Raw genomic sequence first — 12,400 nt, forward strand, 5'->3', positions numbered from 1 at the left:
CCGACTGCTCTGCAACGAGCGAAGCCACGAGGCGTTGCGCGGGGCGCGCGATGCGCTGGAGATCACACGGTCGACGAACATTCGGTATCCTGACTAAGCCAACTTGCGATCAATGTGATGACCGCCGGCTCACTGTCGTGACACCTCCTGACGTCGGAACCCTCAAGGGAATTTTATGAATGTTTTGTGTCACCGCATTAGAGCGGAGCAAGCACTGGAATCTCGAGCAGGGAAGCGCTAGGAGAGCAGGACGAGCCCGCCGGGCAAGGCGCGGGCATGAATGCCGAACGCACGCTCAATCTGCACCAGGGCCTCGTCGGGACGATCAATCCTGAAACGACCATTGACGGGGTTGCGCCCGAACTCCCCGTTCAGCAAAACGATGCGGCCAAACCGGTACCGGTTCAGTTCCTGAATCAGGTCCGCCAAAGGCATCATATTGCAGATGATCAGACCCTGCTGCCAGGCGGCGGCAACCGACGGGTCGATTGCGACGACCTCGCCAAATCCGCTATCGCCGTAGGTCACGCGCTGCCTCGACTTGAGAACAACCTGTTGCGCCCGATGCTCCACATGCGCCTCGTTCGCGAGGCAGGTGACACAGGCGCTCGATCCGTCAACGCGCACATCGAACTGTGCGCCGGTCGACGTGGTGGTTCCGCCCGCCGCGGTCACGCTGAAAGTTTCCATGCGCCGATCGGCGACCTTGAAGGAGGCTTCGCCGGCAATCAGCTCGACCGTGCCGGACGCACCTCCCGATCCCAGCGAGATGCTGGTACGCGTGTTCATCTGGACCGCAACGCCATCGACCACGGCCAGTTCACGCTGCTCGCCGACGCCGGTGCGGTAGTCAGCCCGCAGTTCCAGCAACGACGGCCACAGCTCGAGCGGCGGGTGCACCACCATGATCCCGGCCGTGGCGGCCGCCAGCGCTCCGCCCACGACTGCGCGGCGAGTCATGATCGGGGTCCTGCCACCGGCCCGCGAACGGTGGCTCGTCTTCCTCTCGTCATCGAGCAGGCTCTGACCGGCAGGGCCGAATGCCTTCCAGAATCGGCTGGCTTCCGAGAAAGCGGCCGCATGCGCCGGGCTCTGGCTGCACCACCGCTGCAAGGCAGCCGCGTCAGCCGCCCTCGCCTCGCCGGACGTCAGGCGCCGAATCCAGGCATGGGCTTCGCGCTCCAGCCCGGAAAGCTCGTCGTGATGTTGGTCGCTATCAATCATCAACGTTGCATGTGCCGGTCATGATGGGGACTGCGGGCGCGATCCTCTGCGGGCGAACCAGCGGACCTCCCGCAACATAGACACTCCCTGGTGAGGCGAACCGCACAATTTTCTACTCCGGACGCCGGATTTTCTTGAAACGGGCGACACAATGTTCCTGCGCCCTCCGCAAATCCTTTTCCACCAGGCTCACGGAGATGCCAAAGCGCTGGGCAATCTCCTGCCGGGACAACCCTTCCAGCCTGGCGGCCAACAGGATGGCGCGCGGACGCGGCGGCAGCTCGGCCATCACCTGCTTGAGCCTTTCGAGATCGGAACGGCCTGAAATCACGCGCACGGCATCAGGCGCATCATCCGCGAGATTGAGCAGCGCCTCGACCTCTTCCGCATTGAGGCGCCGATTATCGGCGCGCCGCTGATTCAGCGCGACATGGAAGGCAGACCGAAGCAGGTAGGCGGCCGGATTGCGGACATCGCCAACGATCTCCCGTCCGTTCAGGCGCAGATAGGTATCCTGCAGAGCGTCTTCTGCCCACTCCAGGGAGCCCAGCCGACGTGCAAGGCGCGACTTCAAGTCCTGATACCGCTCGATGAACAGGGCCCGCAGCGTTCGCGAACTCTCGCTCTCCCGGTCCGGATCATGATCCGACGAGCTGGTGGACCTCTCGTCCTCACTCATCTCGGCGGTCGCCTTCACCCGGCGGACAGTCGACCGTGCCGCCGGACGCTCGCGGCAGGATCACCATGGTAAAGGGTTGCGTCATCTGCGCGGGGGGAGCCTCACCCGCGGATACGCGACGTGCCGCTTCCGCAATCGCTGCATCCCGTTGCGGATCGCCGGTCGTCCCCAAAAGCTTCACCCTCGTCACGCTGCCAGAAGACCCGATCCAAAAGCTGATGGCGGCCCGGTATGTACCGGGCCTTGTCGCTCGCTGGGCGCACAAGGCATTGGTCACCCGCTCCTGTAGCAGCGCCGAATATCGCCGTTCAATAGCGCTCTGTTGTGACAAGGCCGCCAGCGCGATGGCCGACGGCGATCGCGTCACAAAAGTTTCATTCGGTGCTGGAATGACGACGATGGCATCGGATGCCGTGTAGTCCGCGACCAGTCCGCTGCCCTTCAGAAGAATAAGGATAGCTTGCTGCGGATTGAACTGCCCCTGCACTGCATTCGAAACCCGCCCAACCGCGAGGTTGCCGTTATAGGCGATAACGACGCCGGTCGCCTTGCTATAGGCGTCGAGCGCGGAAGCGAGCGGCTGCGAGGGAATGTCGAACCAGGCCCGACCGACCGGTTGAGTGGTTTGTGCCGATCCCGCACAGGCCCAGAGCATGCCCAGGGAGAGAAAGCCGCCGAACCATGAGCGCCACCGAAACGGCATGAACTGCAGACGTCACTATCCTGAATGGACAACGACTATCCCATAACGTCTGCAGGGGACATGAGCCACTCCCCTTCGCGCAGGTCTTGCGTCGTCGTGGGACCGGCAAGCGTTGAAGCGCGCGTGTGGACCGCGATCGACCGCCTGCTCGGCGAAGGGACCCGTCCCAACCGGATAAGGCAGTGTGAGAATATGGTAGCGGGAGACCGCTACATCGCGAAACCCACTATTTCGGAGGCGACCTTTTCCTATCGACGCCCAGTGAAGCTGGCTTAGTAGCGTTCGATCTCAATGGCGAGGTAACCGCCGGCCATCCCGTCTGGTCATCCAGCCAAAACGGCGACCATGATCGACCCCCAAGTCGTCAGCAGAATGTTCGAGACGGGATAGGCGGGCGTATAGCCGAGCACCACCACGGAACTCCCCGAGCGCTCCTGGATGGCGGCCATCGCGGCCGTCACCGTCTGCGCTCCCGTCAATGCGCCCAGCAAGAGGATCGGGTTCATGCGCAGCACGAAATGGCCGAAGCAGAAGCCGACGATCTGCGGCAACAGGGTGACGATCATGCCGCCCAGCAGCAGGCCGATGCCCGACTCGCGTATCGCGGAAAGGAAGATCGGCCCGGCGTGAATGCCGGTCAGGCCGACGAAGGCAGCGAGCCCGAGCGCCGTCATCAGGCTGATGGCGCCGTCTGGGATCCGGCCGAAATACGGCAGTCGGGTGCGGAGGTAGCCGACCAGCAGTCCGGCGAGCAGCGTGCCGACGCTGGTGCTCAGAGAAATCGTGACACCGCCAACCGAAAAGCTCACGAGCACGCCAACGAGGCCGCCGAGGAAAATCGCAAGCCCGAGCACCACGAAATCGATGCTGGTGCTCGGCGCGACAATGACGCCGATGCTCTTGCCAGCATTCTGCACCGCCGCTTCAGGGCCAACGATGCGAAGCAGATCCCCGCGCTCCAGGACCGTGCCGGCGGCGATCGGGATTGCTTCATCACCCCGGCTCACTGAGCGCAGATACAAGCCGCGCGACCAGCTCTGCTCCGACGCCTGCTGGAGACTGCTGCCCGCGAGCTCCGGGTTGATCAGGAACACGTCGGCCGAGATCAGGGGGATGTCGAGCAGCTCCCGGTCCTCGACCTCTTCACCGCGCGGTCCGATCAGCTCGACGATGGTCTGGCGCGGCGCGGATAGCGCGATCACGTCGCCGGCCGCGAGCGTCATCCCTGGCTCCGCCTCGAGGATGCGCTCGCCGCGGCGAATGCGGTGGATGAACACGCGTTGCTCGGGCACGCGAGCTTCGGCGGCGGCAACCGTCAGTCCGGCGATCGCCGCGTCGGCATCCAGCCGGTACGCGCGCAGCTCGAATTTGCGCCAGGCCGACGCCAGGCCGGGCTGGGCGCGCGTGATGCCCAAGGCTTGTTCCAGCTTGAGCGCTTCGGTCTTCAGATCGATCTTCAGCAGCGCCGGAACGACGATCGTGCAGAATGTGATCACGCCGGCATAACCGAAGATGTAGCAGACCGCATCGGCCACCGCGACGTGCGAGACGAACAGCGCGCGCTGTGCTTCGGATACCGGCAGTCCGTTGATTGCGTCGGTCGCCGTACCCATCGCCGCGCTCTGGCTGAGCGCGCCCGACATCAATCCGGCGGCAAAGCCGGGATCAAGCCGCAGCACCCGTGCCACAACGATCGCGGCCGCAAGGCCGGTGAGGCTTACGACAATGGCCATCAGCACCGGCTTCAGCCCGTCGCGCTTCATCGCCAGAACGAATTGCGAACCGACCGAATAACCCACTCCGAACAGGAACAACAGGAACAGGAAGGATTTGGTCATGCCGGAGACCGGCACATGCGCGAAATCGCCGACCGCAAGGCCGGCAAAGAGCGCACCCGTCACCGGACCGAGGCTGAAAGCCCCGATCCTGAAGCTTCCAATCCAGTAACCCGCCGCGATCACCAGGAACAGCGCGAGCTCCGGATAACGGACGAGAAACTGCTGTAGCCAGATCACCATCGTCGCCGGCCGCGGCTATGCCATCATCATGACCAGCACCATGCCCCAGATCGTCAACAGCGTGTTTCCGACTGCGTAGGTGACGGTATAGCCAAGGCCGGGAATCTGGCTCTTCGCACGGTCGTTGATCATGCCGAGCGACGCGGTCGTCGTGCGCGCGCCGGAGCAGCAGCCGAGCAGGATCGCGTCGTGGAAGCGGAACACATACTTGCCGACGAACATCGCCAGGATCAGCGGCACGGTGGTCACGACGACGCCCCACAGGAACAGGCTGAAGCCGAGCTTCTGCAAGCCGGCGACAAATCCCGGCCCCGAGGAGATGCCGACTACGGCAATGAAGACGTTCAGGCCGACCGAGTTCATGAACCACACGGTGGGTGACGGGATGCGGCCGAAGGTCGGATGTACGGATCGAAGCCAACCGAAAAACAGACCTGAGATCAGCGCGCCACCGGAGGTGGACAATGTGAGCGGCACGCTTCCGATCTTGTAGACGAAAGCGCCGGCAAGGGCGCCGATCGCGATGGCCGCCCCGATGAAGGCGACGTCGGCTACGTCAGTCGCACGATCTGGCCGTCCCAGCATCTTTGTGGTGGCAGCGACATCGGAGGTGCGGCCCACCAGGGTGAGGATGTCGCCCCGGTTGATCTTGGTGTTCGGCAGGATCGGAATTTCGACCGCGATCGCGCCCCGGGCGATCTTGCGCAGGAAGACGCCGCGAGCGCCCGGTTCTTTCGCTAGCTCCTCCAGCGTCTTGCCATCGACGTCCTTGCTAGTCACGTAGACATCGACGCCCTCGATCGGCACCGCCAGCAGCTCGCGATCGTCGACTTCCTCCGCCTGCTCGCCGATCAACTGCACGAGCACATCGCGGCGGCCTGCTACCGCAACGACATCGCCGGCATGAATCACGGTGTCGGAGGTCGCTTCCTCGATCTTCCCGGCCTGCCGGAGCCGGAGGACGAAGATGCGATGATCGGGAAGCAGCGCCTCGGCCTGCCCGACCGTCTTGCCGGCGACGGGCCCGCGCTCCTGAACGCGATAGGCGCGCACATCGAACTGGTGCCAGGCCGTCCCCGGGCCGCCCAGCTGCTTCTTGCCGCCGTGCTCTTCTTCATATTTCTTGCACGCGGCCTCGAGATCGATCCCGAGCAGCGCCGGCCCGAGCAGGGCGAGGACGATCGCCGAGCCGACCGTTCCGAAAATATAGGTCACGGCATAGGCGACCGGCATGGCGTCGAGCAGCTTCTTGGCTTCGTCTGCGGGCAGACCAAGGCGATTGATGGCGTCGGTCGCGAGCCCCATCGATGCGGAGATCGTCTGCGAGCCGGCATAGAGCCCGATCGCCGATCCGACGTCGTAGCCGGCGATCCTGGCGCCGAAATAGGCGGACAGCAGGCAGAAGACGCAGACTACGGCCGCGAAAATCGCCTGCGGGACGCCATCCTGCGCGATGCCGCGCACGAATTGCGGTCCGACGCCGTAACCGATGGCGAACAGGAACATCAGAAAGAAGAACGGCTTCAGCGGACCTGAAATGGTGATTCCGATCTGACCGATAATAACAGCGGCGATCAGCGTCGCGGTGACCGCGCCGAGACCGAGCCCCTTATAGGTGAAGGAGCCGAAATAGTAGCCCAAGGCCAGCGAGAGAAAGATCGCGATCTCGGGATAGGTGCGGAGCGTCTGGAAGAGCCAATCGATCATGATGTCACCGGTTGATGCTGTCCCGAGGCTTCGGCTCGCGTCCACTTCGATCTCACCCAGGGTGGACCAGCAGGGCCAAGCAATTGCGTCGACGGATATCAGGCGGCGGTTGCCGAGAAGGATGTTGATCTATGTCAATTGCGACAGCGATTGCCTTGCCTCTTCATCGTCTTGTCGACGGCGCGCGCGGGTTCGCATGCTGCATGGTGACGCGGCGTTCCGTCGGCGCGGCAGCGTCGCCCGCACCAGACCGTTGACATAGATCAAGGGCCGTGACCGGCATGCAGATCATGCTGCGCGCGATTGCGCGGGCAAGAGCGCCTGTCGCTTCCGTTCCAACAGCTTGCATCGTCCCGGGAGCATCAAAATGGCCGATCTTCTGACCTTAAAGAAATTCGAGGCGCTGAGCCCCTTCGAGATCAAGGACGAGCTGATCAACCTCGCCAAGAGCAATTCGAAGCGCAGTCAGATGCCTTTCCTGAACGCCGGGCGGGGCAATCCGAACTGGGTGGCGACGACGCCGCGCGAAGGCTTCTTCCTGCTCGGGCAGTTCGCCATCACCGAGAGCAAGCGAGTGATGGAGCACCCGGCGGGCATCGGCGGCATGCCGCAGACAAACGGCATTGCCGGACGGTTCGAGGCCTGGCTCAAACAGCACAAGGACATGCCCGGTGCGAGTTTCCTGACCGAGATGCTGCCTTTTGCAGTGAAGAAATTCGGCTTCAATTCCGACGCTTTCGTCCACGAACTGGTCGATTCCATCATCGGCGACAATTACCCGGTGCCGGACCGCATGCTGGTGCACAACGAGAAGATCGTGCACGAATACCTGATGTGGGCCGTCTGCGGCGAGCCCCGGCCGGCCGGGAAGTTCGACATCTATGCGGTCGAAGGCGGCACGGCGGCGATGTGTTACCTGTTCAAGTCGCTGAAGGCCAATCGGCTGCTGGTGCCGGGCGATACGATCGCGCTGGCGACGCCGATCTTCACGCCCTACATCGAGATGACGCACCTTGAAGACTACGACCTGAAGGTCGTTCAGATCAGGGCTCCGCAGGAAAACAAGTTCCAGTTCACCGACGAGGAAATCAAGAAGCTGGAGGATCCGAAGATCAAGGCCTTCTTCGTCGTCAATCCTTCCAATCCTCCTGGAATGGCGTTGAGCAAGGAGACGGTTGCCAAGCTGGCCAATCTGGTCAAGACCAAGCGCCCCGACCTGATGATCCTCACCGACGACGTCTACGGGACCTTCGTGCACGATTTCCGTTCGCTGCTCGGCGAACTGCCGCACAACACCATCGGCGTCTACTCCTATTCGAAATATTTCGGCTGCACGGGATGGCGGCTCGGCGCGATTGCGATCCATGAAGACAACATCTTCGACAGGAAGATCGCCAATCTTCCGGACGAGGCCGTGAAGGCGCTCGACAAGCGCTACGGGCCGCTCACGCTCGAACCGCGCAAGCTCAAGCTGATCGACCGTATCGTCGCCGACAGCCGCGACGTCGCGCTCAATCACACCGCGGGATTGTCGTTGCCGCAGCAGGTGATGATGAGCCTGTTCTCGCTCTCCGAGATGATAGACGTGAAGAAGGCCTATCAGGCCGCTTGCATGGAAATCGTCAACAAGCGGCTGTGGTCGCTGCTCGACGGGCTCGGGCTGGCCGACAAGCTGACCCCGAATCCGAGCTACGATGCCTACTACGCTCTCATCGATTTCGAGTTCTGGGCCCGAAAGAACATCGGCGACGAGGCCGTCGAATACCTGAAGAAGAATGTCCACCCGCTGGACCTCGCGTTCAGGCTGGCCGAAGCCCACGGGATCGTGCTGTTGAACGGGGGCGGCTTCGACGCACCCGAATGGTCGCTTCGCGTGTCGCTCGCGAACCTCCCGGACGACGTCTACGACGACATCGGACGAGGCGTTCGGACAATCGCGAGAGGCTATCGCGACGCCTACGAGGCAGCGAAGGGCGCGGCCGCGAAACGCTGACGCCACGCGCCGGGAGGGCGATCCGGCATGCTGAAGCCAAAGAAAAGCCCCGGCGACCGTGCCGGGGCTTTTGCATAAGCTCTGGGAAATCGGTACCTCGCGACGACCGGCCCGCCGGACCGATAGGAGCGAGGATGATCAGCGCCAGTTCTTCTGCATCGCATTCATCACGGTGTCCGACTTGTGCGACTTGCAGTACTTGCCGATGACCTTGCCGTTCCGCTCGACGTAGCGAAAATCGACTACGCTCAAATTCTTCGATGCACTGAAATATCCCGACATCCAGGAGCTGATCAACATTTGTTTGTCGTTGTCCGACTCCAGCAGTTGCTTGCAGGTGATGAGGGACAGATCGACGACGACTTGAGCTTCGGCCACAACGGTCGTGGCGAGGAGTACAACGGTCGCAACAGCAAAGATTGATGGCTTCATGGTTGTCTTCCAATCCTGTTTGATCACTGGCCGGCGGTGGAGCGCTCAAGGCCTGCCATCACGGTCTGAGTGGGATTGGTCGCGCACCATGCCTTTACGCTTGCAACATTCCGCGCGTACGCGTTGAGATCCACGAAGACGTATCCCTTCTTTTGATTGAACCAACCACTCATCCAGGCAGAAAATACCGAAGAATCGCCCGGAGACATGGCCAAGTATTGCGCGCAAGTTATGCGCGCCATGTCGACGCTTGTCTGCGCTTGCAGGGGACTCGACAACGTCGCGCTCGCGAGAGCCAGGCACACAGCAATCTTCTTCATGAACTACTCCCAAATTTCATGCAATGTGGCGGGTTCCTGCGTGAACGTGCACGTTCACTGGCAAACAAGGACCGGGGTTTTTGCTTGCGTGAGCACTTTGTTCGTCACGCTACCGATGAGGAGGGCGGAAAGCCCGCTGCGTCCGTGCGACGACATGGCAATGAGGTCGCAGCCCTTGTCCTTGGCTGCTGCGATGATGGCTTGATCGGGTCGCCCGCTCTCCACCTGACTTGTCTCGCAGGAAACGCCGGTCTCCTTGGCCGCGTGTGCGGCGCGCTCCAGCGCGCTGGTGGCCTCTTCCTTACGTATCTGGGTGTATCTCGCGAGTAATTCACGGTACTGCCCTCCTATTTCCGAGAGCGGTTCCACGACGAAGATGACCGATACTTTGGCGCCGACGGATTTTGCCAGAGCCAGCCCATGCTTGAGCCCATGCTCCGCCAGCTCCGACCCATCTGTCGGAATGAGAATGTGCCGGTACATGCCTTTACCTCCCGATTATCCGGATGACGAATCGTTATCTGCCGATTCAAACTGAGCCTTCGCCGCGCATCTGGCCTTGAGATAGATCAATCTATCGCTCGGTGCGCCGCGCGCCTGGATGTCTACACTTGCCAGAGAGCAAGGGACAACTCGGTCGCGATACCCTGCAGGTTCGCCTGCTCACTTGATCTAGATCATGGTCGACGCGGGCCTTCCGCACGAGACCATGATGGCCATAGCTCGACCGCCGCGCCTTTCGACGATGACGGGAAGGCGCGACCACCTCGCATCACGACGGGAGCATGCAGATGTGGGTGCTGATGTATGTATTCTCCTATTCGGTCAACCCGGCTGCCACGAGCGACAAAGCTGAATGGAGGCTTCTGCCGACCGTGGTCTTTCAGGAGTTCACTAGCGAGGAGCGGTGCCGTACCGCCAAATCCACGCTCGAGGGCAGCCTGAAAGACGCAGGAGCCAGGCTGAAGAGCGGCTTCGAAGACCTGAAAAGCATCGGCAAGGCCGACCCGGCGCAGATCATCATTGCCTACAATGTGGAATGTCTTCCGAAGTAGATTCTGGATTGAGGCAAGCGGAGCCTGGATTCACCTCAGCGCGATCGTGAGCCCACCCAGATTGGCCGCGAACTCCAATCCCGCTTTCGGCCCTTTGAGCATCAACACCACGCCGTGTTCATTTCGCAGGGTTACCCCGCCGACGCCAGCGGCCCACGCACCGCCTGCTCCGAGCAGCGCGTAGCTGCCGGCGAAATCGTTGACCTCCCGGATACCCGAGGCAGTTCCTTCGAGCCAGCTCACGGACGTGCCGGCCGTTACGCCGAGACTGAATCCGGATGCGATGAACGGATAGTGCCGACCGCGGTAGATGAGCGTGCCGGTTCCGCCGCCGCCCCCCACGATGAGGGCCGCCTTTACGAACTTGACCTGGACGTGGCCGGTCGCCTGCGCGAAGCATGGCGCGACCAGAAGCACCAGAGCGACAAGCGCCAGTATGACGGGACGGATCATGCCTCGCATCGCTGCAGTCCCTCTTCGCTCAGGGATTTGTAGGGTCCACTTTCTTCCAGGTGTGATCCGGATCGAAAGCGATCATGCGCTTGGCCAGGAAATCGGTGCGTGGACCGAGATCCTTTTGATAGACGGTGCCGGCGTGGTTGACGAGGAAGGTCATGACGCCGGAATTTGCATATTCAGCCGGCCAGGCAACCAGTGCAAATCCACCGATCATCTTGCCATTCACGACATAATTCAGCGCGCCGCCGGGGGCGTCGGAGCCCTGCGCCTTCAGGATCCGATAGTAGTACCCATGGTACGGCATGCTCTGCTCGCCGACCTTGTAACCTTCCACAGCAGCTTGCGCCGCCAGCTCACCAAGCGGGCTCGGATCCTTGTCGTCGCGCCAGAACAATCCGTCGGTCTTGCCCGGCCTGCTGACGATGCGCTGGGCGTAGGCGCCCACACCCTCGCCGCGATCCTTCTCGGCGTATTCGTTCTGGGCGTCGACATAAGCCAAACTGGTCTGGATTGCGGCAAGCTCGTTTTGGCCGATCCTGCGGTAGAGGATTTCTCGACGACCCGCATCCGCGTCGAAACTCCAACCGTCGTCGTTGTTGACGAGGGGGATCGGGAACGGGAAATCATCCTTTCCCAGAATCAGAATGGCTTTCTTGTTGCCGTCAGCCTTGATCGAATGCTTGTCGTCATAGGCCGACAGAAAGCGCTGCCGCGCATTGGCGTCGGCGACATCGTCGCCGGACTCGATGATATCGGCAGCATCGCGACCGAGTACCTTCAGCATGGCCCGGCTCGTGCCGGCCTTGACGGCGGTCGCCAAGGCGGCCGCCGCGTCCTCCGGATTGGGGAAGCCCTGCTGGGCGCGAGCGGACGACAGCAGCAGGGCAAGCGCGGCGGCTATAGCCACGCCGATCGAGGCAATACGATTCAGTCGCGAACAGCTTGTCATCGTGATGCCTCCGACGGGGATGGAATCTTTGCGCCGGCGGCAAGCCAGTCGGTGTAGCTTCGGAATTTCAGTCCGAGCTTGCCGTAATAGACCCTGAGATAGCCGTCGGCGCCGCGGGTCACGGCCGCCGGCATGACTTGCTCGACCTCCTGCGCCATCACGCCGACATAGGCCTTGCTGCTGCCGAGATAGCTGAAGCGGTAGTAGCCGAGACCGTTGGCGAGATGCCCAAGCAGCGTGATATCGTGCTTGAGCGCGATGTCGGAACGCCGTCCACCACCGCCGCCGCCACGGAAGCCGCCACCTCCGCCACCGCCGCGGAAACCACCTCCGCCGCCGCTGAAGCCACCGCCACCACGGCCGGCGAAACTTGCGCCGCCGCCGCGCGGCATGCTGGCCATACTCGACCGCCCGCGCGCCGATGCCGCCGCAGCTGCCCGTCCGGACGACACGTTCATGGCACCGCCGCGATTGCCGCCGCCGCCACGATTCGCCGCAGCTGCGCGGTTGCCGGCACTGCCGCGGTTGGCGGCCTTTGCGCGATCGCCAGGGTGCAGACCGCGGAGGTGACCGGGCAGGAGACCGCGGCGGCGATCGTGGGGGCGATCGCGCCGGAGACCGTGCGGGTGATCGCGCTGGAAATCGTGGAGGCGATCGAGCTGGGGATCGTGGAGGCGACCGCGCCGGAGATCGTGCCAAGGGTGGTGATCGTGCTGGTGCGGGCGATCGCGCCAAGGGTGGTGACCGCGCGGGTGCCGGCAACAAGGGCGGTGGCGATCGCGCAAAGGCCGCCAACCGCGGCAGTGCCGGCAACCGCGCAGCTGCGGCGAATCGTGGCGGCGGCGGCAATCGCGGCGGTGC

12 protein-coding genes and 1 pseudogene are annotated in these 12,400 nt (G+C 62.8%); 2 read left to right on the plus strand and 11 right to left on the minus strand.

The window, feature by feature from the left end; all coding sequences use genetic code 11:
* Positions 1-237 precede the first annotated feature (237 nt).
* The 5 genes from FNJ47_RS24855 to aspT (FNJ47_RS24875) form a co-directional block, all read right to left on the minus strand.
* The gene (locus tag FNJ47_RS24855; protein WP_163157857.1) at positions 238-1,224 is read right to left on the minus strand and encodes a FecR family protein; all 987 of its coding nucleotides are present in this window, start codon (positions 1,222-1,224) and stop codon (positions 238-240) included.
* Positions 1,225-1,336: 112 nt separating this feature from the next.
* Positions 1,337-1,903 (minus strand): RNA polymerase sigma factor, encoded by a 567-nt coding sequence (locus FNJ47_RS24860; RefSeq protein ID WP_163157859.1) that lies wholly within the window; start codon positions 1,901-1,903, stop codon positions 1,337-1,339.
* Positions 1,896-2,606, minus strand: coding sequence for a TonB family protein (locus FNJ47_RS24865; protein WP_163157861.1), 711 nt, complete (start codon positions 2,604-2,606; stop codon positions 1,896-1,898). The genes FNJ47_RS24860 and FNJ47_RS24865 overlap by 8 nt, the downstream gene beginning before the upstream one ends.
* A 323-nt stretch (positions 2,607-2,929) precedes the next feature.
* Complete coding sequence (gene aspT, locus FNJ47_RS24870) at positions 2,930-4,624, minus strand: aspartate-alanine antiporter (RefSeq protein WP_163157863.1); 1,695 nt, start codon at positions 4,622-4,624, stop codon at positions 2,930-2,932.
* A gap of 15 nt (positions 4,625-4,639) precedes the next feature.
* Positions 4,640-6,331: an aspartate-alanine antiporter gene (aspT, locus tag FNJ47_RS24875; RefSeq protein WP_163157865.1), complete on the minus strand. Its 1,692-nt coding sequence runs from the start codon at positions 6,329-6,331 to the stop codon at positions 4,640-4,642.
* A 367-nt stretch (positions 6,332-6,698) separates the two neighbouring features.
* Between aspT (FNJ47_RS24875) and aspD the strand changes: the two genes are divergently transcribed.
* The gene (gene aspD / locus FNJ47_RS24880; RefSeq protein ID WP_163157868.1) at positions 6,699-8,324 is read left to right on the plus strand and encodes an aspartate 4-decarboxylase; all 1,626 of its coding nucleotides are present in this window, start codon (positions 6,699-6,701) and stop codon (positions 8,322-8,324) included.
* A gap of 138 nt (positions 8,325-8,462) precedes the next feature.
* Here the strand turns inward: aspD and FNJ47_RS24885 are convergent, their stop codons facing one another.
* Genes FNJ47_RS24885 through FNJ47_RS24895 form a run of 3 tightly spaced genes read right to left on the minus strand, consistent with a single transcriptional unit; the run spans position 8,463 to position 9,559 of the window.
* A complete protein-coding gene (locus FNJ47_RS24885) occupies positions 8,463-8,756 on the minus strand; it encodes an HdeA/HdeB family chaperone (RefSeq protein ID WP_163157870.1) in 294 nt (97 codons plus the stop codon).
* 23 nt (positions 8,757-8,779) lie between these two features.
* Complete coding sequence (locus tag FNJ47_RS24890; protein WP_163157872.1) at positions 8,780-9,076, minus strand: HdeA/HdeB family chaperone; 297 nt, start codon at positions 9,074-9,076, stop codon at positions 8,780-8,782.
* Positions 9,077-9,130: 54 nt separating this feature from the next.
* Positions 9,131-9,559 (minus strand): universal stress protein, encoded by a 429-nt coding sequence (locus FNJ47_RS24895; RefSeq protein ID WP_163157874.1) that lies wholly within the window; start codon positions 9,557-9,559, stop codon positions 9,131-9,133.
* Positions 9,560-9,867: 308 nt separating this feature from the next.
* Here FNJ47_RS24895 and FNJ47_RS24900 point away from each other — a divergent pair, with 308 nt between their 5' ends.
* Positions 9,868-10,131, plus strand: a complete 264-nt coding sequence (locus FNJ47_RS24900) for a hypothetical protein (RefSeq protein ID WP_163157876.1) — start codon at positions 9,868-9,870, stop codon at positions 10,129-10,131.
* 30 nt (positions 10,132-10,161) lie between these two features.
* Here the strand turns inward: FNJ47_RS24900 and FNJ47_RS24905 are convergent, their stop codons facing one another.
* The 3 genes and pseudogenes from FNJ47_RS24905 to FNJ47_RS50405 all read right to left on the minus strand — a co-directional run.
* Positions 10,162-10,584 carry a hypothetical protein gene (locus FNJ47_RS24905; RefSeq protein WP_165445846.1) on the minus strand — a complete coding sequence of 141 codons (423 nt, stop codon included), beginning with the start codon at positions 10,582-10,584 and terminating at the stop codon, positions 10,162-10,164.
* Between the two features lie 28 nt (positions 10,585-10,612).
* On the minus strand, positions 10,613-11,539 hold the full coding sequence (locus FNJ47_RS24910) for a DUF2950 domain-containing protein (protein ID WP_163157878.1): 927 nt from the start codon (positions 11,537-11,539) through the stop codon (positions 10,613-10,615).
* Positions 11,536-12,174: pseudogene (locus FNJ47_RS50405) on the minus strand (tail fiber domain-containing protein); the annotation flags it as partial. The pseudogene FNJ47_RS50405 and the gene FNJ47_RS24910, both read right to left, overlap by 4 nt.
* Positions 12,175-12,400 lie beyond the last annotated feature (226 nt).

Source organism: Bradyrhizobium uaiense, assembly GCF_010811875.1.
GTDB lineage: Bacteria > Pseudomonadota > Alphaproteobacteria > Rhizobiales > Xanthobacteraceae > Bradyrhizobium > Bradyrhizobium uaiense.